This window comes from Streptomyces sp. MP131-18 (assembly GCF_001984575.1).
GTDB classification, from domain to species: Bacteria; Actinomycetota; Actinomycetes; order Streptomycetales; family Streptomycetaceae; genus Streptomyces; species Streptomyces johnsoniae.
Map to the genome: position 1 here is coordinate 7385611 of NZ_LZNS01000001.1, position 26851 is coordinate 7412461.

General features: G+C 73.4%; 26 protein-coding genes. 13 read left to right on the top strand and 13 right to left on the bottom strand.

Translation table 11 applies throughout. From position 1 onward, the window contains the following. Window positions 1–178: 178 nt before the first annotated feature. From STBA_RS38150 to STBA_RS32880, 3 genes are all read left to right on the top strand, one after another. Window positions 179–346 (top strand): PmrA, encoded by a 168-nt coding sequence (locus tag STBA_RS38150; protein ID WP_253195308.1) that lies wholly within the window; start codon window positions 179–181, stop codon window positions 344–346. 244 nt (window positions 347–590) lie between these two features. Further along, window positions 591–1499 carry a zinc-binding dehydrogenase gene (locus STBA_RS32875; protein WP_077062655.1) on the top strand — a complete coding sequence of 303 codons (909 nt, stop codon included), beginning with the start codon at window positions 591–593 and terminating at the stop codon, window positions 1497–1499. 23 nt (window positions 1500–1522) lie between these two features. Then, window positions 1523–2440, top strand: a complete 918-nt coding sequence (locus tag STBA_RS32880; protein WP_077062656.1) for an AraC family transcriptional regulator — start codon at window positions 1523–1525, stop codon at window positions 2438–2440. Between the two features lie 249 nt (window positions 2441–2689). Here the strand turns inward: STBA_RS32880 and STBA_RS32885 are convergent, their stop codons facing one another. From STBA_RS32885 to STBA_RS32905, 5 genes are all read right to left on the bottom strand, one after another. After that, a complete protein-coding gene (locus STBA_RS32885; RefSeq protein ID WP_077062657.1) occupies window positions 2690–3727 on the bottom strand; it encodes a beta-propeller fold lactonase family protein in 1038 nt (345 codons plus the stop codon). A gap of 75 nt (window positions 3728–3802) precedes the next feature. Then, window positions 3803–4018, bottom strand: a complete 216-nt coding sequence (locus STBA_RS32890; protein ID WP_107485151.1) for a hypothetical protein — start codon at window positions 4016–4018, stop codon at window positions 3803–3805. Window positions 4019–4066: 48 nt separating this feature from the next. Next, window positions 4067–4285 (bottom strand): hypothetical protein, encoded by a 219-nt coding sequence (locus STBA_RS32895; protein ID WP_077062658.1) that lies wholly within the window; start codon window positions 4283–4285, stop codon window positions 4067–4069. Between the two features lie 40 nt (window positions 4286–4325). Beyond that, window positions 4326–5021 carry a FadR/GntR family transcriptional regulator gene (locus STBA_RS32900; RefSeq protein WP_077062659.1) on the bottom strand — a complete coding sequence of 232 codons (696 nt, stop codon included), beginning with the start codon at window positions 5019–5021 and terminating at the stop codon, window positions 4326–4328. Further along, window positions 5012–5884, bottom strand: coding sequence for an AraC family transcriptional regulator (locus STBA_RS32905; RefSeq protein ID WP_079252286.1), 873 nt, complete (start codon window positions 5882–5884; stop codon window positions 5012–5014). Before STBA_RS32905 ends, STBA_RS32900 begins: the two co-directional genes overlap by 10 nt. 334 nt (window positions 5885–6218) lie before the next feature. Here STBA_RS32905 and STBA_RS32910 point away from each other — a divergent pair, with 334 nt between their 5' ends. From STBA_RS32910 to STBA_RS32920, 3 genes are read left to right on the top strand one after another with little or no spacing between them, the layout of a single operon-like run. After that, window positions 6219–7487: an extracellular solute-binding protein gene (locus STBA_RS32910; RefSeq protein WP_077062660.1), complete on the top strand. Its 1269-nt coding sequence runs from the start codon at window positions 6219–6221 to the stop codon at window positions 7485–7487. Continuing rightward, window positions 7484–8449: a sugar ABC transporter permease gene (locus STBA_RS32915; protein ID WP_079252288.1), complete on the top strand. Its 966-nt coding sequence runs from the start codon at window positions 7484–7486 to the stop codon at window positions 8447–8449. Before STBA_RS32910 ends, STBA_RS32915 begins: the two co-directional genes overlap by 4 nt. Window positions 8450–8466: 17 nt before the next feature. Beyond that, window positions 8467–9351, top strand: coding sequence for a carbohydrate ABC transporter permease (locus STBA_RS32920; protein WP_077062661.1), 885 nt, complete (start codon window positions 8467–8469; stop codon window positions 9349–9351). A gap of 45 nt (window positions 9352–9396) precedes the next feature. Here the strand turns inward: STBA_RS32920 and STBA_RS32925 are convergent, their stop codons facing one another. Continuing rightward, window positions 9397–10251, bottom strand: coding sequence for an amidohydrolase family protein (locus tag STBA_RS32925; RefSeq protein ID WP_077062662.1), 855 nt, complete (start codon window positions 10249–10251; stop codon window positions 9397–9399). Continuing rightward, window positions 10248–11255 carry an aldo/keto reductase gene (locus STBA_RS32930; RefSeq protein ID WP_077063779.1) on the bottom strand — a complete coding sequence of 336 codons (1008 nt, stop codon included), beginning with the start codon at window positions 11253–11255 and terminating at the stop codon, window positions 10248–10250. Before STBA_RS32930 ends, STBA_RS32925 begins: the two co-directional genes overlap by 4 nt. Before the next feature lie 300 nt (window positions 11256–11555). On the opposite strand from STBA_RS32930, the gene STBA_RS32935 reads away from it, so the two are divergent. Beyond that, window positions 11556–12758 carry an IS110 family transposase gene (locus STBA_RS32935; protein ID WP_077062663.1) on the top strand — a complete coding sequence of 401 codons (1203 nt, stop codon included), beginning with the start codon at window positions 11556–11558 and terminating at the stop codon, window positions 12756–12758. Window positions 12759–12793: 35 nt separating this feature from the next. Here the strand turns inward: STBA_RS32935 and STBA_RS32940 are convergent, their stop codons facing one another. Further along, the gene (locus tag STBA_RS32940) at window positions 12794–13477 is read right to left on the bottom strand and encodes a FadR/GntR family transcriptional regulator (protein ID WP_077062664.1); all 684 of its coding nucleotides are present in this window, start codon (window positions 13475–13477) and stop codon (window positions 12794–12796) included. Between the two features lie 176 nt (window positions 13478–13653). On the opposite strand from STBA_RS32940, the gene STBA_RS32945 reads away from it, so the two are divergent. Then, window positions 13654–14955, top strand: a complete 1302-nt coding sequence (locus tag STBA_RS32945) for an enolase C-terminal domain-like protein (protein WP_253195164.1) — start codon at window positions 13654–13656, stop codon at window positions 14953–14955. Next, window positions 14952–15719: an SDR family oxidoreductase gene (locus STBA_RS32950; protein WP_077062665.1), complete on the top strand. Its 768-nt coding sequence runs from the start codon at window positions 14952–14954 to the stop codon at window positions 15717–15719. The genes STBA_RS32945 and STBA_RS32950 overlap by 4 nt, the downstream gene beginning before the upstream one ends. A gap of 23 nt (window positions 15720–15742) precedes the next feature. Here the strand turns inward: STBA_RS32950 and STBA_RS32955 are convergent, their stop codons facing one another. From STBA_RS32955 to STBA_RS32965, 3 genes are read right to left on the bottom strand one after another with little or no spacing between them, the layout of a single operon-like run. Beyond that, complete coding sequence (locus STBA_RS32955; RefSeq protein WP_077062666.1) at window positions 15743–16348, bottom strand: bifunctional 4-hydroxy-2-oxoglutarate aldolase/2-dehydro-3-deoxy-phosphogluconate aldolase; 606 nt, start codon at window positions 16346–16348, stop codon at window positions 15743–15745. Next, window positions 16345–17184: an IclR family transcriptional regulator gene (locus tag STBA_RS32960; RefSeq protein WP_077062667.1), complete on the bottom strand. Its 840-nt coding sequence runs from the start codon at window positions 17182–17184 to the stop codon at window positions 16345–16347. Before STBA_RS32960 ends, STBA_RS32955 begins: the two co-directional genes overlap by 4 nt. A gap of 3 nt (window positions 17185–17187) precedes the next feature. Further along, window positions 17188–18171, bottom strand: coding sequence for a sugar kinase (locus STBA_RS32965; RefSeq protein ID WP_077062668.1), 984 nt, complete (start codon window positions 18169–18171; stop codon window positions 17188–17190). Window positions 18172–18389: 218 nt separating this feature from the next. Between STBA_RS32965 and STBA_RS32970 the strand changes: the two genes are divergently transcribed. Then, window positions 18390–20216 (top strand): serine/threonine-protein kinase, encoded by a 1827-nt coding sequence (locus tag STBA_RS32970; RefSeq protein WP_077062669.1) that lies wholly within the window; start codon window positions 18390–18392, stop codon window positions 20214–20216. 25 nt (window positions 20217–20241) lie between these two features. Further along, complete coding sequence (locus STBA_RS32975; RefSeq protein ID WP_077062670.1) at window positions 20242–20739, top strand: hypothetical protein; 498 nt, start codon at window positions 20242–20244, stop codon at window positions 20737–20739. Between the two features lie 28 nt (window positions 20740–20767). Here STBA_RS32975 and STBA_RS32980 read toward each other — a convergent pair whose 3' ends face one another. Then, the gene (locus tag STBA_RS32980; protein ID WP_077062671.1) at window positions 20768–21877 is read right to left on the bottom strand and encodes a phosphotransferase; all 1110 of its coding nucleotides are present in this window, start codon (window positions 21875–21877) and stop codon (window positions 20768–20770) included. A 235-nt stretch (window positions 21878–22112) separates the two neighbouring features. On the opposite strand from STBA_RS32980, the gene STBA_RS32985 reads away from it, so the two are divergent. Then, window positions 22113–23591 (top strand): hypothetical protein, encoded by a 1479-nt coding sequence (locus tag STBA_RS32985; protein ID WP_077062672.1) that lies wholly within the window; start codon window positions 22113–22115, stop codon window positions 23589–23591. Window positions 23592–23683: 92 nt separating this feature from the next. Here STBA_RS32985 and STBA_RS32990 read toward each other — a convergent pair whose 3' ends face one another. Beyond that, window positions 23684–25090: a SpoIIE family protein phosphatase gene (locus STBA_RS32990; RefSeq protein ID WP_077062673.1), complete on the bottom strand. Its 1407-nt coding sequence runs from the start codon at window positions 25088–25090 to the stop codon at window positions 23684–23686. 207 nt (window positions 25091–25297) lie between these two features. Between STBA_RS32990 and STBA_RS32995 the strand changes: the two genes are divergently transcribed. Further along, on the top strand, window positions 25298–26734 hold the full coding sequence (locus STBA_RS32995; RefSeq protein ID WP_077062674.1) for a HEAT repeat domain-containing protein: 1437 nt from the start codon (window positions 25298–25300) through the stop codon (window positions 26732–26734). The last annotated feature ends 117 nt before the right edge of the window (window positions 26735–26851 follow it).

Consider the following 26851-nt stretch of genomic DNA (forward strand, 5'->3'; position numbering starts at 1 on the left):
GAGGGCGGGGCGAGGTGTCGATCGAACCAGTGGCCGAGGCCGAGAGCGGGGACGCGTTGCGTGTGCCGCGTGTCCGGGTGGCGACCCTCTCCGCCCCTCCGGCCACGTACACCGCGGCGGTCGAGCGGTATCTGACCGGCGCGGGCATCGCGAGGTCCACCCGATCTGCGACGTGGGGATGGATGTCCGCCGACGATCGGGGCCCGACCGGTCCTCCGCCCCGATGCTCCCGGCCCGTTCCCGCGACGCCTTCGTCCGCTCCCGGGAGCGGTACGCCCGCCCCGGCGTCGACGCGGTCGCCCGGCACGTCGCCGAACGTGACCCGGCCGCCCGACGGAAGCGCTGACGCCTCAGGGCAAGCACACCGCCGGGCGTCTTTGCCCGTCACAGCGCCATCCACCGGATGCGTGCAGAGCTCGACGCCGCGCGCGAGCCGCACTGATACAGATCGTCAACTGATCGGCTCTCATGGGACTGGTCGCTGTGCTGGTCCTGCGTAGGGTTTCCAGGAGGCGGCAGTGCGCCATTCGCACTTCGTCCGCTGCCGCGCCGAGTATTCAGGCGCATCCACGAGAGAAGGAAACACACCCATGCGCGCCCTTGTGGTCGATCACGGCGAGGCCGGACCCGTCCGGTTCGCCGATGTCGATGAGCCCGTGCCGTCCAGCGGCGAGACGTTGGTCGAGATACGGCACATCGGTCTCAACTTCGGAGAGCTGAATTACGCGCACCAGTGGCCGGCCGGCGCCGTGCACGGTCACGACGCGGCCGGCGTCGTGGTGCGCGCCGCATCCGACGGCTCCGGGCCACCCGTAGGTACGCGCGTCGCGCTGGGGATGTCCGCCCACGCGTGGGCGGAGCGGGTGGCAGTCAGCCCCGCCTCGCTCGGCACCGTCCCCGAGGGCGTGGATCTGGCCGACGGTGCCGCGCTGGGGATCGCCGGAGTCACCGCGCTGCGGGTGCTGCGCAAACGTTCCCTGCTGGCGCGCAACGTCCTGGTCACCGGCGCCAGCGGGGGCGTGGGGCACTTCGCCGTCCAGTTGGCGGCGCTGGCGGGCGCCCGGGTGACGGCACTCGTGGGTTCGCCGGACCGGGCCGCCGGACTCCGCGAACTCGGGGCCGACAAGGTCCTGACCGACCTGGCCGAGAGCGAGTGCCGGTTCGACCTCGTCCTGGACACGGTCGGTGGGCCGCTGGTGGCCCAGGCGTGGAGTTCCCTTGCCGAGGGCGGCACCGTCCACCTGGTCGGTTACTCCTCGGGGCAGGACACCACGTTCCCGTCAGGGGCCTTGTTCGGCTTCGGCGAACCCCGCAGCATCGCCACCTACGGCGACATGACGCCGACCAGCGGGGAGCTGACGGACCTGTTGGACCTCATGGCCGCCGGGAAACTCTCGGCACCGGTCGGACTGCGAGGCGACTGGCAGGACGTGGACGACGCCGTCCGGGCACTGTTCGCGCGGAAGGTGCACGGGAAGATCGTTCTCGACGTGGTCTGACGTCCGTCGACGAGAATGGAACGATGGACGTACTCGCGGAAGCCTTGCGTGTATCGGGTGCGCGAGGAGCGCTCGGGGTCGTGCTGCAGGCCGGAGGAGCCTGGGGCCTGTGGCTGGACTCCTATCCGGGAGCGGCACTGCACGTGGTGTCCCGGGGCACGATGTGGCTCCATGTCCCGGGCGGGAAACCCCTGGAGGTGCGGGCAGGAGACGCCGTCCTGTTGTCGCCGGACACCGCCCACGGGATAGCCGGCGGGTCCGGTGCGATGATGGGCCCCTGTGACCGGAAGGCGACGGCCCAGGCCCTCACCGACGGCAGCGCCCTGCACCTGGGCTCGACGCCGGCGCAGACGGAAGTGCTCGTCCTGCACTATGAGCAGGACCCGGAGGTGAGTACACCGGTGCTGACCTCCCTCGTCCGGCCGATGCACGTCACGAGCCGGGAGAACGCACAGCTCGCAAAGACCGTCGAGCTTCTCACGACGGAGCTCGCGCAGCCGCAGATCGGCACCACCGCCGCCGTCAACAGCATCGTCAACCTTCTGCTCATCCAGTTCGTACGCGTCTGGCTGGCCCGCCACCCGGAGAAGCAGTCCGGCTCATGGCTGGGCGCGCTGCGTGATCCGGTCGTGCGCGACGCCCTGGGACGTGTCCACGCCCGACCGGAACACCCCTGGACCACCGAGTCCCTGGCGGCCGCGACGGCGGTGTCCCGGACGACGCTGTCCAGGCACTTCCGGTCCGCCCTCGGACAGACGCCGGGCGCGTACGTGACGCAGTGGCGCATGGACCTGGCGTCCGTCCGGCTCCGCGACACCGACGAGCCGGTCGAGTCGATCTCCGGCGCGGTCGGCTACGCCTCCCCGCACGCTTTCAGCCGTGCCTTCCGACGTGCCCGAGGTATGCCCCCGGGCGAGTACCGTTCTCGACTTCGCAAGTGATCGCAGGCAGGCGATTACCGGCAACACTTGAGCACGAGTGCGGTCCGGGCGAGTGGGCAAGGGCGAGGCGCCTCCTCGGGGCTGGACGGGGTGGTAGCCCACTTCGCCCCGCCCGAAGACGAGGCGGGCCGGCTGCGGAACGAGACCGGGGCCGACGGGCGCCGCCTCCCGCAACGCGGGCGAGCCGATGGCCCGGTGCCGCCTGCCTGGTGCTCGACCCCACGCTCTCCGCGGGGCGCCGGACCGGGCCTATGCCCGCATGGGCTCGGGAGCGACGCAGGCCGGGGCGGCCACGGTGAGCCGGTGCGACTCGCGCAGGACCCCGGTGGCCGGGGCGAGGGTCAGCACCACCACGGCGTCCGCCTGCTGCGCGGCCACGTACAGCCGGTCCCCGGCCACCGCGAAGTGGCGGGGCCAGGCGGCGTTCAGCGCGTACTCGGCGACCGGCACGGCCGAGCCGCCGGTGAGGTCGAACACGCTGATCGTGTCTGGCCCGCGGTTGGACAGGAAGCCGAAGTGCCCGTCGGGGGAGAGGGAGAACTGCGCGGGCATGTTGGCGTCCGGCCGCCGGGAGGCGGGGGCCGATCCGAGAACGGAGAAGACGCCGGGCGTCTCCTCCGCCACGGTCAGCAGCCCGGCGGCCAGCTCGGCCACGACGTAGGCGCGGCTGCCCGTCCCCGGCCTGATCAGCTGCCGCGGACCCGTGCCCGCCGGCAGCGGCCCCGCCGCGACCCGCTCCAGCGTGCCCGCGGGGCTCAGCCGGTAGGACCACAGGGTGTCGCTCCCCAGGTCGGTCACCGTCACCAGCGTTCCCGCCGCGTCGAGCGTGATCATGTGGGCGTGCGGCCCCTCCTGCCGGTCCGCCACGGGGCCGGAACCGCTGTGCTCGGCCAGGTCCCTGCGCGCCGTCGGCGCGCCCCGGTCGTCGAGGGCGATCACCGCGGCGCTGCCCGAGCCGTAGTTGGCGGCGAGCAGGTGCCGCGCGTCCGGCGTGACGACCAGGTGGCAGGGCTCCGCGCCGCCGGTCGGCACCGTGCCGAGGACCGCGGCGCGGGTGCCGTCCGCGTTCAACTCCACGGCGGTGACCGTGCCTTCGGCCCGCTCGTTCACCGCGTAGACGACGGGCAGCCGGGGATGCCAGGCCAGCCAGGAGCAGTCCGGCAGGTCGAGCTCCTGCACGCGGTCGAGGGCGCCGCTGCGGGCGTTCTCCCGAAGGACGGTGATCCCGGGGCGGGCGCCACCGTTCCCCTGCGTGTAGGAACCGACGCAGAAGAGTCGGCCCGCCATGTCCGTGCCTCCGTTCGGTGCCGGCCCGCCGGGCGGCGGACGCGGTGATCCTCACGGTACCCGGGGTGCCGCCGGTCAGTCGTAGGTATAGGTGCTGCTGCCGAAGATGGCGGCGTGCTCCAGGACGTCCTCCAGCGGGTCGTCGATCTGTCCCGTGTTCACCAGGGCGAACCGGGAGCCGATCGTCGTCTCCCCCGAGTAGTGCTCGTCGGCGTCCGCGGCCCCGGAGGCGAGCCCCGCCGCGCCGAAGGTCGCGAGCGCCAGCAGCGGCCAGCGTGCCCATGCGTTCATATCCGCCCCTTTTTCTCGTTCCGGACTGAAGGTGCTTCGGTCGTCTAATCACCCGGGCATCCAAAAAGTTACGGTGGAGAACAGGTCGTATGACCGTGCGTCAGGTGATGTCCCGCCCTGGGCGAAGCAGACCACGTACCCCGCCCCGGTCCCCGCGTCGAGGGTGCACTCCTGGGGCGGAACGGGATGCGGCGCGCCGTGCCCCGAGGTGGTCACGGCCGCCACGGCCACCGCGGTGGCGACGACGAGCTTGGCTGTGACGAACATGTAGCACAGCGTAAGAAGCGGGCCCGTGACCGGTCGCGCCTCAGTCCACGGCCAGATGCTCCCTGAGCCAGTCCTCGACCTCGACGATGTGGGCCTCGGCCCGCAGCCTGGCGCGGTCCGGATCGCGGTCGCGCAGCGCGGTGAGGATCGCCCGGTGTTCGCCGACCGTGCGTTCCACGGCCTGCGCGTCGGTCTTGCCGCGCCAGATCCGCGCGCGGGTCGTCCCGCCGGACATCCCCTCGATGACGGCGGCCAGCACCGGGTTGCCGGAGGCGCCGTTGACCAGGGCGTGGAAGCGCAGGTCGTTCTCCACGAGGGCGGTGTGGTCGACCTCGGCGCCGCGCACCAACTCCTCGGCCTCCCGCAGCAGTTCCTCGAGTTCGACGAGCGTGGTGGGCTGGATGCGGGTGGCGGCCAGGGCCGCCGCCTGCGGTTCGAGGAGGCGGCGCACCTGGAAGAACTGGAGCACCGTCCGGTCCCGCTGCACGTCGACGGCGAAGCCGAGCGCGGCGAGCAGCATGTCGGGCGCCAGGGTGGTGACGTAGGTGCCGTCGCCCTGCCGGGTGCTCAGCACGCCCATCGCGGCGAGCGCGCGGACGGCCTCGCGCAGGGAGCTGCGGGAGACCCCCAGCCGCGCCGCGAGGTCCTTCTCCACGGGCAGCCGGTCGCCTGGACCGATCTCCCCGGAGATCAGCATGCCCTTGAGACTGTCCACGGCATCGTCGGTCAGTCCCACGGCACCATCCCGTTCATCCCGTTCATCCGATCGTCCGGTCGGGGTTCCGCGGTCATTGTGCCGTGCCTGGCGCGGCGCGGAGACATGCCGTAGCGCCGCCGGAACGCCTTGTTGAACGTCTGGAGATCGCCGAAACCGACCGAGTGCGCAACGGTTTTGACCGGCATCCCGGTGGACGTCAGGAGGGTGCGGGCGCGGGCCAGCCTGCGGTGTCTGACGTGCGCCACGACCGTCTCGCCGACCTGGGTGCGGAAGAGGCGGGTGAGGTGGTTGGGGGAGATCCCGGCGAGGCGGGCGAGGAAGGTGACGCTCATCCGCTCGTCGAGGTGCGCGTCGACGTGGTCGAGCACCGCGGCCACCGCCGGGTGCATGTCGCGCGTGTCCCGGTCCGCGGCCGCGGTCATGGTCTCCAGCCGGCACAGCAGGGACCACAGGTCGGCCCGCGCCCGGTGCGGCGCGGTGCCGCTCGCGGCGCGCGCGGACTCGAACAGCTCGCGGATGCGCGGCAGTTCCGTGCCGCAGTCCAGCGCGGACGGCAGCGCCGCGGTGGGCGGGCCCGCGGCCGGCAGGTGGAAGTGCGCGAAGAGGTGGACCGAGGGGCCGACGTAGTGGAGCCGGTGAACGGTGCCGGGCGGGATCAGGCTCAGCCAGCCGGGGGCGAGCGTCACGCGGTGCGGGCCGATCGCCAGGCGCCCGTGGTAGCCGTACAGGTGGAGTGACCACAGGTCGTCGAGGCACCACTCCTCCACGGTGCAGGCCGTTCCGTGGTGGCCGATGTCCACCCTCGCGATGTCCGGCGGGCGCCCGAGCGGAACCCGCCACACGGTCATGGTGCTTTCCGTGGATTCCCCGTTTTCCGCCATCGGCCGACCATACGTCGGATGTTCCGGTCTCTTCCATACCTGTGCACGACCAGCGTCCGACCCCGCTGCGTGACCGTATTTGCACGCTGAGGACACGTGTTACCTGGGCGTGTGCCGCAGAGTGAGGGAAATGGACCAGCGGTGCACGGGTACGACCATTGGCGCCCCCGGGGCGGACTCCTACGCTCATACGTCAGATGAAAGCCGTCGGACATGGCTGAATTCGGCCTGAGCCGGATGTGTGCCGCCCAGAACCGCCAAGAGGTGTGATGCCGACCTTCTCCTGTCCCCTGCGGGCCCGCGCGGCCCGTTCCGCGTCACCTGGCGGGCCCGGGTGACGGCCCGTCCGCCCTCGCGCCGCGCCGTTCTGCGGGGCGCGGCGGCCGGTGCGGCGCTCGCGGCCGGCACGGCCTCGGGCTGCGGCTTCAGCCGTGGCTCCGGCGACGGTCTGGTCTTCGGGTTCCACGGCGACTCGATCGCCATCGACACCTACCAGCAGGTCGCCGAGCTGTACCAGCGCCGGAATCCCGGCGCGCGCGTCCGCTGCACCTACGCCGACTCGCTCGGCTTCTTCCAGCGGCTGCCGCTGATGTTCCGCGCGGGTACCGCGCCCGACGTGGTCATCGTCGCCGAGAGCTGGGTCTCCGGGCTCAGTCAGCTGGGCGGCTACGCGGACCTGACCCGGTTCCTGGAACGGGACGGGCTCGGCGAGGACACCTGGGTGCCGGGCGCGCTGACTCCCGCCCGCATCGAGGGGCAGACCCTGTGCCTGCCGTGCCTGGTCTATCCCAAGGGCATCGCGTACAACCGGACGTTGCTGCGGGAGGCCGGGATGCCGGACCCGCGGCCCGGCTGGCGCGAGGCGCAGTTCGTGGAGACGGCCGCCGCCGTCGCCCACGGCTCGGGCGCCGGGCGTGTCTGGGGTCTGCACAACGGGTTCGGCACGGCGCAGCCGTGGGACGTGCCGACGATCCACGGCAGCCTGCCCTTCGACCCGTACGAGCGCCGCATGACGGCCACGGACCCGCGGGTGGTCTCCTCGCTCCAGTTGCTGGCCGACCTGGTGCACGAGCATGACGCGATGCCGGGCGCCGCGCAGGAGCAGGACACGGTCAACTTCACCAGCGGCCGGTTCGGGCTCGCGCTGTTCGCCGGCTACTTCCTGACGGCGTGGACGGAGCAGATCGGCTCCCGTTTCGACTGGGGCGTGGTGCCCTTCCCCGCGGAGTGGTCGGGCACCTACCAGAACAACAACGCGGCGGTGTTCGAGGGCTCCCGGCGCAAGGAGGAGGCGTTCGCGTTCGCCCGCTTCCTCTCCACCGACCCCGAGGCGCAGGAGATGCTCGCCCCGCTGGGCACCCCCGCGCTGCGCGAGACCGCGGGGACCTGGCAGCGCGGCCTGCCCGCCGCGGCGGCGGAGTACCCCTGGCCGGAGCTGATCCAGCAGATGGAGGACCAGCTCGTCGCCTACCAGGGCGGGGTGTTCAACAAGATCTGGGATGTCCTGGGCGGCGCGGTGCAGGCCGTGGAGAACACCGGCAAACCCGTCGGGCAGGCGCTGCACGAGGTGCAGGAACGCGGAACGGAGATCTTGCGCGCATGAACGCCCTCCACACCCCGACGACACGCGCCCGCGAGGCCGCGCCGCCCGCCCCGCGGCGCGCGGAACGGCCGAGCCGGTGGCAGCGTTTCCGCCGCTCGGAGTCCGCGGCGTTCTACCTCTTCCTCGTGCCCTGGATCGTCGGCCTCGTCGGGCTGACCCTGGCGCCGATGCTGTTCTCGCTCTACGCCGGGTTCACCCGCTGGGACGGCGTGCACAGCCCCGAGTGGATCGGCCTGGCGAACTTCCGGGTGATGTTCGGCTCCGACCCCGACTTCTGGCCGTCCTTCGGCCGCACCTTCTACTACGCGGGGGCCCGGGTGACGCTCGGGGTGCTGATGGCCCTGGCGCTGGCCGCGATCCTCAACACCCGCCTGCCGGGGCGCACGTTCTTCCGCACCGTCTTCTTCCTGCCGGCGATCGTCACCGGCGTGCCGATGTTCGTCGTCTGGTCGTGGATGTTCGACCCCAGCGGCGGCATCCTCAACTACCTGCTGGACAAGGTGGGGATCGCGGGCCCGGCGTGGCTGGGCAGCACCACCTGGTCGATGCCCGCACTGATTCTCATGAGCCTCACCGCGACCGGCGGCACCATGATCATCTTCCTGGCGGGGCTCCAGGGCATCCCCGTCGAGCTGCGGGAGGCGGCGATCGTGGACGGCGCCGGCTGGTGGCACCGCTTCCGCGCGGTGACCGTGCCGTTGCTGTCGCCCGTCATCCTCTTCAACGTGGTCATGGGGCTGATCACCTCGCTCCAGGTATTCGCCGAACCCTTCGTGATGACCCAGGGCGGACCGGAGCGGTCCACCTACGTGTTCGGCATGTACCTCTACAACGAGGCGTTCTGGTACTCCAACGTCGGCTACGCCTCGGCGCTGGCGTGGGTGCAGTTCCTGGTCATCGTCGCCCTGACCGTCCTGGTCCTCCGGTTCGCCCGGCGGCGCGTCCACTACATGGGCTCCTGAGGGGAGTTGGATCAGCCATGACCGCCACCGCCCCCGCGCCCCGGTCGCGCACCACCCTGCGCCTGTCGCTGACGCGCGGCCGGATCGCCCTGGTCCCGCTGTACGTGCCGCTGTGCATCGCCGCGTTCTTCTTCATCCTGCCCTTCGTGTGGATGCTCTCGGGCGCCTTCAAGGAGCCCAGCGAAATCGCCGCCTACCCACCGCAGTTCATCCCCGACGGGCTGGGCACGGGGAACTTCACGGAGGCCGCCGCGGGCGTCTCGCTGTGGCGCTACCTGGGCAACTCGGTCCTGGTCGCGGTCGTCTCCACCGTGGGCACTCTCTTCTGTTCCACCCTCACGGCGTTCGCGTTCGCCTACCTGCGGGCCCCCGGCCGCAACCTGCTCTTCGGCCTCGTACTGTCCACGATGATGCTGCCGCCGTTCATCATCCTGATCCCGTCCTACAGCCTCTACCAGTGGCTCGGCTGGCTGGACACCTATCTGCCGCTGACCGTGCCGCACTTCCTCGGCGTGGGCTGCGCGTTCTACATCTTCCTGCTGCGGCAGTTCTTTCTCGGCATACCGCGCGAGCTGTTCGAGGCCGCGCGGATCGACGGGGCCGGGCGGCTGCGCCAGTACTGGCAGATCGCGCTCCCGCTGGCCAAGCCGGCGCTGGTCACGGTGACCCTCTTCCAGTTCGTCGCATCCTGGAACGACTTCTTCGGCCCGCTGATCTTCCTGACGGACTCCTCGAAGTTCACGCTGCCCGTGGGCATCCGCTTCTTCCAGGGGCTTTACACCACCGACTACGGGGCGCTGATGGCGGCCAGCTGCGTCAGCGTGCTGCCGGTGCTGCTGCTGTTCCTGGTCGCGCAGCGGTTCTTCGTCCAGGGCATCGCCACCACCGGCGGGAAGGGCTGAGCGGCCGTGCGCCGGGCCCAGGACCGCCGCACGGCCGCCGGGCCGTCACGCGGGCGGCAGGCCGTAGACGCGCTCCGCCGTGCCGCCGAAGACCTCGGCCCGTTCCGCGGCGGACAGCACGGACGTCAACTCCTCGGCGGCGGCGGCGACCTGCCCGTAGTCCGCGGCCAGCAGGCAGACCGGCCAGTCGGAGCCGAACATCAGCCGGGAGGGGCCGAAAACCTCCAGGGCCCGCTCCGCGTACGGCCGCAGATCGGCGACGGTCCACCGGGCCCAGTCCGCCTCCGTCACCAGGCCGGACAGCTTGGCGTGGACGTTCGGCTCCGCCGCCAGGGTGGCGATCAGCCCCGCCCATGGCTCGGAGCGGCCCGCGGCGATCGGTGGTTTGGCCAGGTGGTCGAGCACGAACGTCAGCCCGGGCAGCGCCCGCACCGTTTCGATCGCCGCGGGCAGCTGGTGGGGGAGGACCAGCAGGTCGTACGCCAGACCCGCGTCGGCGACCGCGGCAAGACCGGCGCGCACGTCGGCCCGGCACAGCCAGCGCGGATCGGCCTCGCCCTGCACCAGGTGCCGCACCCCGGCCAGCAGGTGGCCGCCGGGCGCGGCGCGCAGCCGGGCCAGCAGGTCCGCGACGGCCGCGCCGCGCGTCAGGTCCGCCCAGCCGACGACCCCGGCGACCAGCTCGCTGCCCGCGGCGAGCGCCAGGAACTCCGTGGTCTCCTCGGCGTCGGGCAGCACCTGCACCAGGACGCTGCGGCCGACGCCGGCCTCGGCCGCCGGGCCTGCCAGCTCGTCCAGGAGCACCGTGCGGTGGATCGACGCCATGCTCGCGGCGCCGAGCCAGGGCTGCGGCCTGCGGCCGAGGTCCCAGACGTGGTGGTGCGCGTCGACCCGGGTCATGCGCCCGCCTCCCCTGCCGGCTCGTTCAACTCGTTCAACTCGTTCAACTCCTCCGGCTCGTCCAGCTCGTCCCACAGGGCGTCCGGCACCTCCGTGGCGGCGTGCTCGGCGTTCCGCGCGACCTCCTCCGCGGTGCGCGCCCCCACGACCACCCCGGTCACCGCGGGGTGCCGCAGCGGGAACTGGAGCGCCGCGGCGGCCAGCGGCACCCCGTGGGCGGCGCACCGTCCGGCCAGCCGCCGGGCGCGGCGCAGCACCCGCTCGGGGACGGGCGCGTAGTTGTAGTGCGCGCCGGACGAAGGGGCGGCGAGCACGCCGCTGTTGAACACCCCGCCGACCAGCACGCCCGTCCCGCGCGCCGCGCAGCGCGGCAGCAGGTCCCGCGCCGCCTCCCGGTCGAGCAGCGAGTAGCGGCCCGCGACCAGCACGCAGTCCACGTCGGTCTCCGCGACGAACCGGGACAGCATGGCGCACTGGTTCATGCCCACGCCGATCGCCTTCACCACGCCCTCCTCGCGCAGCCGGGCCAGGGCCGGGTATGCCTCGCGGACGGCCGGTTCCCAGTGCGCGTCCGGATCGTGGATCAGGACCACGTCGAAGGAGTCGAGGCCGGCGCGCTCCAGGCTCTCGGCCAGGGAACGGCGCACGCCCTCGGAGCTGTAGTCGCGCACCCGCACCCGGTCCGGAGCGCCCTCGAAGCCCTCGGCGTCCGCCCTGGCCTCGGCCGGCGTCGCGGACCGCAGCAGCCGCCCCACCTTGGTCGACACCACGGCCTCGGCCCTGGGGCGGTCCGCGAGGAACGCGCCGAGCCGTTCCTCCGCGAGCCCGGCGCCGTAGTGCGGGGCCGTGTCGAAGTAGCGGATACCCGCGTCCCAGGCGGCGGCGAGCGTGTCCGCGGCCTGCTCGTCGTCGACCGCGGAGAACAGGCCGCCCAGCGGGCCGGTGCCCAAGCCGACCCGCCCGACCCGGACGCCGGAACGTCCGAGCGGGGCGGTGGTGCCGATCACCGCGCACGCCCCAGGGCGTGCGGCCCGGCGGTGGCGGCGCGCCACGCGCCGCCGCGGAGTGGCGGAAGGTCGGAATGCAATCGCATGGCTCTCCGTAAGTTGTTGGGTGGCCCGGGAGGGCCGGATGTGGCTTATGGCTCCTTGCCGTTCGTGGCTCCCCAGGAGTGGCCGTCCGGCTCTCCGGGGCGCCCTGACTGCTGATTGAGATGTGCGCGCCGTGTGCGGTCGCTGATTACGGAGATGACAGCGGGGTGTTCCTCGGGCCGACGGCATGTCGTGCGGAACGAGGAGGGGCGAGTGAGCGAGCGACAGGCCCAGGTCTGGGCCGGTATCGACGCGGGCAAGGGCCACCACTGGGCGACGGTGGTCGACGAGACCGGCGCCACGCTGTGGTCGAAGAAGGTCGATAACGACGAGTCGGCGATTCTGACCGCGCTCGGTGAGATCCTCGGCCTGGCGGACGAGGTCCACTGGGCGGTGGACATCTCCGGTACGTCCTCCGCGCTGCTGCTGGCGCTGCTGGCGGCGCACGGCCAGCAGGCCGTCTACGTGCCCGGCCGCACGGTCAACCGCATGTCGGGCGCCTACCGGGGCGAAGCGAAAACCGACGCCCGCGACGCCTACGTCATTGCGGAGACCGCACGTCAGCGCCGTGACTTCGCCACTATCGACGTGCCCGCCCAGCTCGCCGCCGACCTCGCGCTGCTGACCGCCCACCGCTCCGACCTGATCGCCGACCGGGTGCGGATGATCAACCGGCTCCGCGACGTGCTGACCGGTATCTTCCCCGCCCTGGAGCGGGCCTTTGACTACTCCGCCCACAAGGGTGCGCTGGTGCTGCTGACGGGCTATCAGACCCCGACCGCCCTCCGCCGCCGCGGACGCGCCCGGCTGACAGCCTGGCTGGCCAGCCGCAGCGTCCGGGGTGCCGACGCGGTCGCGGCCACCGCCCTGGAGGCCGCGCAGGCCCAGCAGACCGCTCTGCCCGGCGAGGACGTCGCCGCACAGATCGTCGCCGGCCTTGCGGTGCAGATCCTGGCTCTTGACGACCGGCTCAAGCGCATCGACAAGCAGGTCGCGACCACCTTCCGCAGCCACCCGCAAGCCGGGATCATCGAGTCCCTGCCCGGCATGGGCCCCATACTCGGTGCCGAGTTCGTCGTCGCCGCCGGCGATCTCGCGGCCTACAACGATGCCGGCCACCTGGCGTCGGCGGCCGGGCTGGTGCCCGTCCCACGCGACTCCGGGCGCCGGACGGGCAATCTGCACCGGCCCAAGCGTTACAGCCGCCGCCTGCGCCGGGTGTTCTATATGTCCGCGCAGACGAGCATCATCCGCGAGGGGCCGAACCGGGACTTCTACCTCAAGAAGCGGAACGAAGGACTCAAACACATCCAAGCCGTCATCGCCCTGGCACGGCGTCGGGCCAGCGTCCTGTGGGCACTCCTGCGCGACAACCGGGTCTTCACCCCCGAACTGCCAGTCACGCAGGCGGCTTGACTTCGTCATTGAGACTCCTGGGGGCTGAGGCGAGATCAGTCCGCGCCGAGGTGGTCGCGCAGCCAGCGTTCGGTGCTGCTGACGTGCACCAGGGCGGCGGCCTCCGCGAGGGCGGCGTCCCGGTCGGCCAGGGCGGCGTAGATGGTCTCGTGCTCGGTCAGGGTCAGGCCCGAGGCGTCCTCGTCGACCAGGCCGCGCCAGACCCGCGCCCTGAGCGTGCTGCTGGAGATGCCCTCCAGCAGGGAGACGAGTGTCTCGTTGCCGGTCGCCGCGAGCACGGCCCGGTGGAACGCCGCGTCGTGCTCGGTCAGCAGTTCGGCATCGTCCCGCGCGGCACGCATCGCGTCCAGATGCCGGCGCACCTCCGCGAGCTGCGCGGCGCCGATCCTGGTGGCCGCGAGCCCGGTCGCGACCGGCTCGAACAGCCGCCTGACCTCCGTCAGCTGCAACAGGGTCTCGCCGCGCAGCATTTCGACCGCGGTCCCGAGGCCGTCGAGGAGCAGGTGCGGCTCCAGGCTCGTCACATACGTGCCGTCGCCCCTGCGGATCTCCAGCACGCGGGAGACCACCAGCGCCTTCACGGCCTCCCGCATGAGGTTGCGGGACAGGCCGAGGTCCGCCGCGAGCTGCTGCTCCGGCGGCAGCTTGGCGCCCGGGGGCAGCTCACCGGACTGGATCAGCTCCCTGATGCGGGTGATGGCCTTGTCGGTCAGTGACACGGGGCGGGAGCCTAACAAAGAGATCCCATGTCTTGAAGGGGTGAGTCGTTGCCTTCTTCCGGAAATGGGACACGATACGGCGCTTCTCCGTCATGGGGTGGACGTCCGTCGCCATGGCAACTATAAATCGATCCCATGTCCAAGCGATATGTTTCCCCTGCGCCCTGGCGGTCCCCGTGGCCGAGGTGATCAGTGCCGTCGAGGTGGCCGACGTGCGGTTCCCGACCTCGCGGGAGCTGGACGGCTCCGACGCGATGAACCCCGAGCCCGACTACTCGGCGACCTACGTGACCCTGCGCACCTCCGACGGGGCCGAGGGCTTCGGCCTCGCGTTCACCATCGGGCGCGGCAACGAGATCACCGCCGCGGCCGTGCGCGCCCTCCAGCCGCTGGTGACGGGGCTGCCGGTGGACGACCTGCTGGCCGACCTCGGCGCGTTCTCCCGGCGCCTGACCGGCGACGGCCAGCTGCGCTGGCTCGGGCCCCACAAGGGCGTCATCCACATGGCGGCCGGCGCGGTCGTCAACGCGGCGTGGGACCTGTACGCGCGGCGGGCCGGCAAACCGCTGTGGGACCTGCTGGCCTCCCTCAGCCCCGAACAGCTCGTCGCCCTCGTCGACTTCCGTTACCTGAAGGACGCGCTCACCCGCGAGGAGGCCCTGGACATCCTGCGCGCCGCGGAGCCTGGCCGCGCGGCACGCCGCGCCCGGCTGCTGGCCGACGGCTACCCCGCCTACACCACCACCCCCGGCTGGCTCGGCTATACCGACGACAAGCTGGTGCGGCTGGCCCGCGAGGCGGTCGCCGAGGGGTTCACCCAGATCAAGCTGAAGGTGGGCACCGACCCGGAGGCCGACCTGCGGCGGATGCGGCTGGCCCGCGAGGCCGTCGGCCCCGGGGTGCGCATCGCCGTCGACGCCAACCAGGCGTGGGGCGTGGGGCAGGCCGTCGAGTGGCTGCGCCCGCTGGCGCCCTACGAGCCGTACTGGATAGAGGAGCCCACGTCGCCCGACGACGTCCTCGGACACGCCGCGATCCGCCGCGCCGTCGCTCCCGTCAAGGTCGCCACCGGCGAGCACTGCCACAACCAGGTGATGTTCAAGCAGCTGCTCCAGGCCGAGGCCATCGATGTGCTCCAGCTCGATGCGGCCCGCGTCGCCGGCGTCACGGAGAACGTGGCGATCCTGCTGCTCGCCGCCAAGTTCGGCGTGCCGGTCTGCCCCCACGCCGGGGGCGTCGGCCTGTGCGAGATGGTGCAGCACCTGGCCATGTTCGACTTCGTCGCCGTCAGCGGCAGCACCGAGGACCGCGTCATCGAGTACGTCGACCACCTGCACGAACACTTCACCGCCCCGGTCACGGTGCGCGACGGGCGTTACCTCGCGCCGGCCGTGCCCGGCCTGGGCGCCGAGATGCACGCCGCGTCCATCGCCGACCACAGCTACCCCGACGGACCCGTCTGGAGCACCGCGCCATGAGCGAAACCGTCATCGAGAGCGCCGAGTTCACCGGGCTTTCCGCCATCGTCACCGGCGGTGCCGCCGGCATCGGCCTGGCCACCGCCGCCCTGCTGGCCGGCCGTGGTGCCCGCGTCGCCTGCCTCGACCTCGTTCCGGAGGTGTCCGCCCCGCTGACCGGCATCCGCGCCGACGTCGCCGACGACGAATCGGTCAGGGCCGCGGTCGCCGAGGCCGCCGAGACGTTCGGCGGCCTGGACATCCTCGTCAACAACGCGGGTATCGGCGCCCAGGGCACCATCGAGGACAACCCCGACGAGGAGTGGCGCCGCGTCCACGAGGTCAACGTGCTCGGTATCGTCCGCACCACCCGCGCCGCACTGCCCCACCTGCGCCGCTCCGCGCACGCGGCGATCGTCAACACCTGCTCCGTCGCCGCCACCGCGGGACTGCCCAACCGGGCCCTGTACTCGGCGACCAAGGGTGCGGTGCTCGCCCTCACCCGGGCCTGTGCCGCCGACCTGGTCCGCGACGGCATCCGCGTCAACTGCGTCAACCCCGGAACGGTCGACACCCCGTGGATCGGGCGCCTCCTGGCCGCCGCGCCCGACCCGGAGGCGGAACGGGCCGCGCTGCGGGCCCGGCAGCCCACCGGCCGGCTCGTCGCGCCCGAGGAGGTCGCCGCCGCCATCGCGTACCTGGCGGGTCCGCTGGCCGGTGGCACCACCGGCACCGACCTCGCCGTCGACGGCGGCATGGCCGGTCTGCGGGTCCGCCCCACCTGACCGCCTGGCCGCCGTGCCTCGCGCTACTGCGTGGCACCCATCAGGCGGGCGAGCAGCGGCAGTTGCTCCGGGTCGTCGAGGGCGGAACCGACCGCGACGGCCCGGCAGCCCGCCGCGAGGAAGTCCGCGGCGGAGTGTGCGTCGAGCCCGCCGGTGGCCACGAACGACACGTCGGGGAACGGGCCGCGCTGCGCGCGGACCCACCCCGCGCCGAGCTGCGCCGCGGGGAACGCCTTCAGCCAGTGCAGGCCCAGCGCGCGCGCCCGGGAGATCTCCGTCGCCGTGGCCACGCCCGGCAGGTGCGGCAGCCCCCGCTCCTGGCACGCCTCGGCCACCTCGGGCAGCAGACCGGGTGCCACGGTGAACGCCGCGCCGGCCGCCGCCACCTCCGCGACCTGCTCCGCCGAGGTCACCGTGCCCGCGCCGACCACCCGGCCCCGCTCCCGCCCCGCGGCCACCGCCGCACGCAGCGAGGGCATAGCCGTCGGGTCCTGCACGGTGACCTCGACCAGCTCGATGCCCAGATCCCAGGCCCGCTCGCATGTGTCGACGGTGCGGGGGACGTCGTAGCCGCGGAAGATTCCCATCACGGGACCTGCCGCGAAAGCCTGCTCGAAGAAGTCGGTCATGGGGTGATGCCTTCCGTGGTGGTGCCGGTACTGGTGTGCAGGGGGTTGGGCGTGGGGGTGTGCGTGGGGGGTTTCGTGTCGTCGGCGGCCGGGGGCCCGGCCCAGCCCAGCTCACGCGAGACGCGCTCCCCGACGGCCCGCAGATCGGCCAGCCGTTCGCGCAGCGCGGGGAGCGGGGCCACCGCGGCCAGCGCGGTGACGGACATGGCGGCCCGCACCCGGCCCGTCGCGTCCCACAGCGGCAGGGCCAGGCAGTTGACGAACGGCTCGCCCTCCGCGTCGTCCTCGGCCCAGCCCCGGTCGGCGACCGCGGCGAGCTCGGCCCGCAGCGCCTCGGGGCGGGTGATCGTCGTCGGGGTCAGCGGCGCGAAGTCGGCGCGCGCCAGCAGCCGTTCGCGCAGCGGCGGCTCCAAGTGGGCCAGGATCGCTTTCGACACGGCGGCGGTGTGCAGCACGGCCGGCCTGCCGATGCGCGAGCGCAGCCGCGTCGGCCCGCTCCCGTCGACCTTGTCGAGGTAGACGATCTCGTCGTCCTCCAGCGCCGCCAGGTGCACGGTGTGGCCGCAGGACTCGGCGAGCGCCGCGAGATGGGGGTGTGCGATCTCCCGGACGTCGAGCTGATCGAGCACCTGCTGCGCCAGCGCGATCACCCGGAATCCCGCGGCGTAGCTGCCGTCGGGCCGCCGCCGCGCGAAGCCGGCGGTCTCCAGGGTGCGCAGCAGCCGCAGGGCCGTCGACTTGTGCACGCCGAGCAGCGCGGCGGTCTCGCCGAGCGAACGGGGCCGCTCGGCGACGAACCCGACGATGTCCAGGGCGCGCGCGACCGTCTGCGACACGGCTCAGCCCTCGCCGTCCGCCGCGGCGCCCGCCCGCCACCGCGCCGGCGACACCCCGATGCGGCGGCAGATCTCCTCGGTCGGGGGCAGCGTTCCCTGGTCGCTGATGCTCTCCAGGGCCGCGCCCGCCGCCAGGTGCCCGAGGCGCAGGCGCGCGCCGTGGTCAAGGCCGCGCAGCAGTCCGGCGAGCCACCCGGCGGCGAACGCGTCGCCCGCGCCGACCGGCTCCACGACCGCCACGGCCGGGGCGGGCTCGCGCACCACCGTGTCGCCGTCGAAGCAGACCGCCTCCTCGGCGCCCTGCTTCACGACCAGGCACACCGGGGCGCCGATCAGCTCGCGCACGTCGGCCGCGTCGGACACCGGCCACAGCCGTGCCGCCTCGTCGAGGCCGACGAACACCACGTCCGCCGCCCTGGCCAGCCGCAGCAGCTCATCTCCCGCGTCCCGGTCCCACAGCGCGGGTCTGTGGTTGACGTCGAAGCTCACCACGGCCCCGGCGACGGGCCGCTGAAGCATCAGGTGCTCGACGAGGTCGCGGCAGCCGGGGGCGAGGACCGGCGTGATCCCGCTGAGGTGGACCACCCGCGGTCCGGCCGCGACCACCGGTCCGGCGGCCGTGCGGTCCATGGCGGCCGCGGCGGAGCCGGCGCGGTAGTAGTAGACGGAACTGCCCGCGGGGGCCGGGTCCTTGAAGTACACGCCGGTCGGCAGGCGCGGATCGCGCTCGACGAGCCGGAGGTCGACCCCGGCCTCTTCGAGCGCCGTCAGCAGCAGATCGCCCAGCGGGTCCGCGCCCACCCGGCTCGCCCACGCCGCGCGGTGGCCGAGTGCCACGAGGGCCATCGCGACGTTCGACTCGGCCCCGCCGGGGCGCAGCACCAGCTCGGACCGGCCGTCGATCCTGCCGCCGGGCAGCGGTGTCACCTGCGCCATCGTCTCGCCGAGGCACACCACCTCCGGTGGTATTGCATATGTCGCAACCATGGTGCGTATGTTAGCGCGCCACCATCGCCGTTCTCCCGGCGGCCCCGTGTCGCCACTTCGCGTGAATCCCGGCGCACCGGGCCCGCGGACCGCCGGTCCCCCAAGCGCCGGAAAGTGCTCTTTCCCCGTACTTGGCATAAGAAAGGCGCCCGCTGGAAGCCATACTGGAGACACTGGGGGCTTTCGGAGAGCCGAATGACGGGGGCGAGTGACGGGCGATGGCGGAACGCGCTCTGATCCAAGGCCGCTACCAGCTGCTCGATCTCATCGGGCGTGGTGGCATGGGCGAGGTATGGCACGCTCGCGATGAGGCGCTGGACCGGCGCGTCGCGGTCAAGTGCCTCAAACCGCTGGGCCCGCGGCAGGAGGAGCCCTTCCTGCGCGTGCTGCGGGAACGGTTCCGGCGCGAGGCCCGCGTGGCCGCGGGCCTCCAGCACCGCGGCGTCACCGTCGTGCACGACTTCGGCGAGTCCGAGGGCGTGCTGTACCTGGTGATGGAGCTGCTCGACGGCAGGAATCTGAGCGAGCTGCTGCACGAGCGCAGACCCGCGCCACTGCCCGTGGCGGACGTCGCCGACATCGCCGACCAGGTGGCCGCGGCCCTGGCCTACACCCACGAGCAGGGCATCGTCCACCGCGATCTGAAGCCGGCCAACGTCATGCGGCTGAGCGACGGCACCGTCAAGATCTGCGATTTCGGCATCGCGAGGCTCGCCCACGACATCGGCCTCAGCGCCAAACTGACCAATGCCGGCATGGCCATGGGCACCCCGCACTACATGTCACCGGAGCAGATCGCCGGTCTCGATGTGGACCATCGCAGCGACCTCTACTCGTTCGGCTGCGTCCTGTACGAAATCGCCACGGGCGCCCCGCCGTTCGACCTCGGCGACCCGTGGGCCATCCTCGTCGGGCACCGTGACACCCCGCCGGAGCCGCCCCGCGCCCACCGGCCCGACCTCCCCGAGGGCATCCAGGACTTCATCCTCGCCCTCCTCGCCAAGAACCCCGACGACCGCCCCGAGGACGCCGCCCACCTGGCCCGCGGGCTGGTCGCCGCCGCGCACCGCGGCACCTCCGCGCTGCGCGTGCCGCCGCCCCGCCCGACCGAGCGGCTCCCGGCGTGGACCCGCGGCATGCGGGCCGGGTCGCGCGCCTCCGGCTCCTGGTCCCTGCGGCTGCCGCCGCCCGACCGCACCGCCGGCCTGACCGGCCAGTGGACCACCGGCCTGGCGCCGACCGTTCTCGTGCAGCGCCCCGCCGAACGCCGCGGCCCCGCCCCTGAGTACCTGGCCGTGCTGGCCAGCCGCCACCGGGCCGGCCTCAGCCTCGGGCGCCTCGGCCGGTGGGAGGAGGCGTGCGACGTCCACCGGGCGGTCGCCGCCGAGCGGGTGCGCGCCCTGGGCGAGAGCCACCAGGACACCCTGGAGAGCCAGTACGAGACCGCCTACGCCATGGCGCGCCTCGGCCGCTGGGCCCAGGCGCTCGACGGCCTGCTGCACGTGGCCGCCGCCCGCGCCCGGCTGCTCGGCGCGGACCATCCGGCCACCCTCGACGCGCGCTACGAGACGGGCATCTGCCTGGGCCGCCTCGGCCGGCCGGCCGATGCCCTCGGCCTGTACACCGACCTGGTGCTGGCCAGGACCAGGTCGCAGGGCGCCGACCACCCCGAGACGCTGCGCGCGCGGCACGGCCGCGGCATCAGCCTGGGCCGCCTCGGCCGGTGGGAGGAGGCGCTCGCCGAGGCCCGCGCGGTGTGGGCCGTCCGCGGCCGGGTGCTCGGCCCCGACCACCCGGACACCCTGGTCAGCCGCCGCGAGATCGCGGTCGCCCTGGGCTGGCTCGACCGGTGGGACGCCGCCCTCGAGGAGTACCAGCAGGTGCGGGCCGCCCGGGAGCGCGTGCTCGGGCCCGGCCACCCGGACGCACTCACCAGCCGTAACGACGAGGCGCACTGTCTCGAACAGCTCGGCAGGGCGGGGGAGGCGGTGGAGCTGTACCGGCAGGTGGCCACGCTCCAGGAGCACGGAGCGGCGGAGCGCTGATCCGGGCCCCACGTACCATGGCGACATGTCCTTTCTCCGCCGCCGCAACGCCGCTTCACCCGCCGGGCCCGATTTCGATGTGCTGGCCATGGACCCGGGCGACTGGCCTGGCGTTCTGGGTGCCGGACTGCTGCCGGCGCCCGATGGCAGCTGCCAGGGCGTGGTGCTGCGCTATGACTTGTTCGGCGGTCGCGGCCCGGCCATGGTCATCGGGAATCTGCCGGAGGGCTCACCGGCCAGGGACATCGCCGACGGCGAGGTGCCGTTCGAGGTACACCAGTTGCTGATGGCCCTGGAGATGGACGACGAGGTGCGGGCCACCGGCCGCGAAGAGGTCCCCGTGATGCACGAGGGAAACCTGCTGATCGTGCGCCGGATCACCTGCACGGAGGGCCGGATCTCCTGCGTCCAGTTCGACCGCAGCGACGGCGTGCTGGTCACCATCGCCAGCTGGGACCGTCCCATCACCGACGAGCTGTACCAGCTGCTCAAGCCGCTGCCCGCGGAGATGTTCCAGCGCTGAGGCGCCGCCCCCTGCCCGGGGCGGCGCCTCAGCGGGTGCCGACCGCCGCGCGCACCGCCCGGCGGGTGAGGGACCGGTCCTCGTGGAGGCGCCGCAGCAGCAGCCGCCGCCGTTCGCCGAGGGCCGGCCCGTTCCCCGAGCCGTCCGCGGCCCTGGCGGGCGTGGGCTGGCGCATCGTCCGCTGCACCGCGTCCTCGCACCGCCGGATCTCGCGGGTGAGCATCAGCATCAGGTTGACCAGGAACGCGTCCCGGCCGCGCGGCCCGGCCGCCTGGGCGGTCTGGCTGATCTGCCGGCGGGTCAGCGGGGCGTTCCGCAGCCCGGCCCACAGCGTCGCCAGGTCGTAGCCCGGCAGGTACCAGCCGGCGGCCGACCAGCCCATGAGCACGGGGCCCGCGGGGGACATCAGTACGTCGGACAGCAGCGCGCCGCCGTGGTTCAGCTGCCGGGGTAAGTCCTGGCGGCCCCCCGCGCACAGGCCGTGCAGCAGCGTCGTGAGGTCGTCGACGTCGCGGTCGGTCAGGAAGCCGAGGGTGTGGTAACGGGCCACCCGCGCCGGGTAGTTGACGGCATCGGGCAGCAGGTCGGCCGGTGGCCGCCAGCCGTTGATGCGGGTGACGGCGCTGAGCGTGGCGCGCAGGTCGCCCGCGGCCGGCGCGAAGGGGTGCCGCGCCCCCGCCGTGGGGCGGCCGGGAACAAACTCGGTGATCAGCACGCAGCGGCCCGGGTCGTCGGCGACCAGCCGCGGCACCCGCACCGGCGGCCGGTGCCGCACGAAGCCGCGGTGGACCGCTAGGTCGCGGCGGAAGCGCTCGGCGGCCGCCCCGGCCGGGTCGAGCAGGCACTTCGCGACCACGGCGCGCCGCCCGTTCATGCCCGCGACGACCACGGACGGCCCGTTGTCGCCGAGGAGTTGGACCGGGCTGAAGTCGGGGCAGATCTCAGTCACGGCGGACAGCGCGACGCGCAGCCGTTCCCCTCTCGGGCCCGAGAATTCGAGGCGGCCCGTGGGCGGCGGTGGCGCGGACCCGGGGACCTTGCGGGGGTGCTCCTCCGGTCCGCCGCCGGCCGCGCCGCCGATACGGCCGCCCAACTGCGGACGCTGCCGGTTGATCACGGAAGAGGGTGCTGAATACATAGGCGGGCATGGTCCCTTCGAATGCCGGAAGGTTTGTGGCGCCCCCGGGCCGGGCCGGCCCTCGCACCCTGGGGAAATGCTCGGCGGTACACCGGCCCGGGGAAGCGCGGTGTCCACATCACTCCCTCGCGCGGGTGGCACACCATCTGGCGTGCCCTGGCGAACCATGGCGAATTGTCATGGGGCCGGTGCTTGGCGGTTACTGTCAACTCAGCCGAGATCCTGGGGGCTTGACGTGAGCAGACGACCCAACAACCGACTTGCGGACCTGTTCGGGCTCACCGGGTGGTCCAAGGGCGAACTCGCCAGACTGGTCAACCGCCAGGCGGCAGCCCAGGGCCATCCGCAGCTGGCAACGGACACGTCGCGGGTGCGGCGGTGGATCGACGTGGGGGAAACCCCGCGCGATCCGGTGCCCGAGGTGCTGGCGACCCTGTTCACAGAGCGACTCGGCCGTGTCGTGACCATCGAGGATCTCGGGTTGCGCCGGCCCGGGAACGCGGGGACGCGGCCGTCCGTGCACGGACTGCCGTGGGCACCCCGGCGCACAGCCGCGGTCCTCACCGAATTCACGGGAATGGACCTCATGCTCAACCGACGCGGCATGGTGGGCGCGGGCGCCGCGCTCGCCGCAGGATCAGCACTCAGCGACGCCATGCACGACTGGCTCCTGACCGCACCGGCTCAGGACGCCGCAAACCACGACAATCCCCTGCTGAACGCCGACCCCGCCGGGCTCGACCGCTACGAGGCCGCCCCGGTGGGCTCCGAGGAGGTCGAGGCCCTGGAGCACTCCGTCGAGATCTTCCGGGCCTGGGACGCCGCGCGCGGCGGCGGCCTCCAGCGCAAGGCCGTGGTCGGCCAGCTGAACGAGGTGGGCGGCATGCTCGCCTACCAGCACCCGGCGCACCTCCAGCGGCGGCTGTGGGGCGTGGCCGCCAATCTGGCCGTTCTGGCCGGATGGATGTCCCACGACGTGGGCATGGAGCCCACGGCGCAGAAGTACTTCGTGATCGCCGCGCACGCCGCGAGGGAGGGCGGCGACCGGCCGCGCGCCGGGGAGGCGCTTTCACGCGCCGCCCGCCAGATGGTGCACCTCGGCCGGCCGGACGACGCCCTGGACCTCATGCAGCTGGCCAGGTCGGGCATGGGCGAGGAGGCCCTGCCGCGGACCCGGGCGATGCTGTCCACCATCGAGGCGTGGGCGCAGGCGGCCATGGGCCGCGGCCAGGTCATGCGGCGGCTGCTCGGCGAGGCGGAGGAACTGTTCGTCAGCGACCGGGCCAGCGTGCCGCCGCCCAGCTGGATGCAGATGTTCGACGAGGCCGACCTGCACGGTATGGAGGCGCTGGCCTTCCGGACCCTCGCCGAGCACGATCCGGCAGCGGCCAGGCCGGCCGACCAGCACGCCAGACAGGCCCTCGCGCTGCGGGTGGACCAGCGGCAGCGGTCGCGGATCTTCGACCAGATCACCCTGGCCTCGGCCTGCTTCATCGCCGACGACCCCGACCAGGCCGACCGTTACGCCCGGCTGGCGCTGGCCGCCATCGGTGAGAACTCCTCGCACAGGACCTGGCACCGGCTGCGGGAGATGTATCGCCTCACCGGCTACTACGCCGAGTACCCGCGGATCGCCGCGCTCCGTGAGGAGATCGAGGAGGCGATCCCGGCGCGCGCCTTCGGCGGCTCGCCCCCGGTGGCCCGCCTGGTCTGAGGCGGCAGGCGCCGCCGCCCGTCCGTGCCGTCCGAGGGAGCGGCACGGCCGGGCGACGCGAACGCCGCCCCGCGCGCGGGCCGGCGCCGCGGTCAGCCCCTGACCCGGGCCACCAGCACGCAGGCGTCGTCCTCGCGGCCCCTCTCCCCGCAGGCGTCCACCAGCACCCGCAGCGCTTCCAGGGCGCTCGATGCCGCCCCGAGGCGCGGGGCCAGCTCGATCAGCCGGCCGTCCCCGCCGTGTCCTGAGCGGCCGCCGGGCGGGATGTCCGAAAACAAGCCATCCGTGTGGAGCACCAGCACATCTCCCGGCTCAAGCCGGTCGGCGCGCTGCTCGTACGCGACGCCGGTGACGGCGCCGAGCAGCGGCCCGGCCGGACGCGGCAGCGCCCAGCCGGTGCCGTTCCGGCAGAGCAGCGGGGCCGGGTGCCCGGCCTGCGCCCAGCGCAGCAGCCGGCCCTCGGGCTCGTACCGGCAGCACAGCGCGCCGGCGAGCACCGGGTGCACCCCCCGGTCGAGCAGCTCGTTGAGGTGGCCGAGTAGCCCCCCCGGCTCGCTGCCGGTCAGCCCGATGCCGCGGATCGCGCCGAGCGTCGTCGCCGCCCCCGCCGCGGCGGCCGGGCCGCGCCCCGACAGGTCGCCCACGCTCAGCAGGCAGGCGCCGTCCGGCAGTTCGAGCACGTCGTACCACTTGCCGCTCATCGGGGCGCCCGGTCGGGCGGGCAGGTAGCGGGCGGCCAGCTCCAGCGAACCGGGCAGCCCGTCGGCGCGGCCCGGCTCGGGCGAGCCGAGCCACGGGGCGAGCGCCGAATCCTCCAGGCCGATGGCCAGCCCGTGCCCGGCCCTGGCGAGGCCGTGCTGCGCCCGCAGCTCGTCCCCGTCCTGCTCCCCGCCCCCGCCCGGTGCGACGGAGCTGCGCCGCACCTCGCTCACGTCGCGGATCATGGCCCACATCGCCACCGTGCCGCCCCGGTCGTCGAGCACCGGTTCACCCGCCATCTGCACGGTCCGCTGCGAGCCGTCCGCGCGCGTGATCCTGAACTCGCAGTCCATGGGCCGCCCGTCCACCAGGCAGCCGGTGACGGCGGCGGTCAGCTTCGGCTGGTCCTCGGGGGGCAGAAAGGACGGCAGCTGATCCAGCGTGAGCGGCCCCTCCTGCACCGGCCTGCCGAAGATCGAGAACAGCTCCTCCGACCACACCGCGCCGTCGGTCAGCAGGTTCCACTCGGCACTGCCGATCCGCATGCCGAGCCGGGCCCGCCCATCGGGGGCCCGGATCGATCTGAGCTGGTCGAGCTGCTCGCCGACGTCTTCCAGCCGGTGCGCGGCCAGCGCCCAGACGGCGTGCCGTATGCCGTGCTCGGCGCCGTCCGCCGACTCCCCGAGCCGTGCGGCGTTCAGGTCGTCGCGCAGGCGGCGGGCACGCGCGATGAGATCGTCGAGCGCACCCCCCGCGGGAACATCGTTCGCGGGGTGTTCCGGGTTCTGGGAGGGAAGCATGGGTGATCCCCGTTACGGCGCGGTCGGGCCTGACAGGCCGGAGCAGACGACTCCAGACTGTTGCACAGCCTTCCCCGCTCCGTAAGAGATTCAGCCGCCCCGGCGGGCGCGTTCCGGCGCAAAGGTGTAGAACGGCTGTCACCGGCAAGGAGCCGACCGACGGAAATCCCGTTGCCACCGGATCTCACGCACCGGATGCTGACTCATATGTTCGCCAGTCCTACCGAAACAGGCATAGCGCCCAGCGGGACCCTCCTCGGGCTCCTCCAGCGAGGGCGCGGCGACGGGTGGCTGCACGCCCTCGCGGCTCCCAGGGCACAGGCCGTCGCCGCCCTGGAACGCTGCGTGCTGCACGACCCACGCCAGGACTGGCAGCTCGAACACCGCTCGCTCTACTACGCCAGGCTCTACGTCGAGCTGGACGCCCCCCTGGACACCGTCGCCGCCCACCTCCTGAACCCGGACGACGCGGCGCGGCCCGAGGAGGAGCGGACCGGTCTCGCCCTGTCCGTCCTCGGCCACCTCACCTCCTACGGCAACCAGGAGGCGATGCGGCTGCTGCGCCGCTACGCCGTCGTGGGCGCCAACTGGCGCTGGGCACTCGACGAGCTGGCCGTGCGCGACGACGACACGGGACTCCGGGCGCTCGGCCCGGAGATCCTGGCCAGGTTCCCGCGCACCGACGAGGGCGAGGCGGCCCTCACCGCGGCCGTGCGCGACTCCTTCGAGCCGCGCCCCTGGCACATCTGGGCGGCGGACCCCGGCCGCCCGGGGCAGCGGGCCCGGCTGGAACGCGCCCTGGAGCACGGCGACTTCGACCGCTGGCAGCGTCAGCTGCGCCCGCCGGGGCCCCAGCCGGGCTGGAGCGTGCACGCCGTGCTCCAGTGGGCGCACGAAGGCTATGAACGGACCCCGCGGCAGTGGCGCGAGGCCGCCGCCGCCCGCTGCCTCGGCGCCGTCGCGGGCCCGGAGGACCGGCCCGAGCTGCTGGCCGCCGCGGCCTGCGGCCAGCCCGCCGTGCGCGCGGCGGCCCTGCGGCACCTCGCGGAGCGCGGCGACCCCGAGGCGTTCACGCTGATCAGCACCGCCGCCGCGGCGCCCGACCGCGAGGTGGCCAGCGCCGCCGTGACGGCGTTCTCCCGGATGCGCGGGGACGCCGCGCTCATCCAGGCCAGACAGTGGGCGCGGCGCACGGACGACCTCGGCGCGTGTGCCGCCTCGATGCTCGCGGGCCGCGGCCAGAGCCGCGACGCGCCGCTGGTGCTGGCCGCGCTGCTGCGCACCGTGCGCACCCACGGCAGCGACGCGCGGGAGCTGCTGCCCCTGGTGGAGGGTGCGGGGCGGCTGGCCGTCTGCCCGGCCGTGCCCGTGCTGCGGCACGTCTACCGCGAGACCTCCTCCTCGCACCTGCGCGGCCACACCGCCCGCGCGCTCGCGGTCACCGACCCGACGTTCGCGGCCGGTTTCGCCGTGGAGTGCCTGTGGGACTGCGAGGAGGACACCCGCGAGGTCGCCGCCCGCTTCGCCACCACCGTCGACACCCGCGTCGTGGAGCGGCTGCGCCGCCTGGCCACCGATCCGGCCGAGCGCGCCGGGGTCCAGACGGCCGTGCGCGGGCGCCTCGCGGGTCGCGGTTCCGGCTGAGCCGGGGCCCCGCCGCGGGCCGGGCGGCGTCCGGGCGGTGATGCTCATGGGACGTTTCCCGAACGGACATACGGATGTGGGCAGGGGAACTCCGGCGCCGGTGACAACTGCCGTATG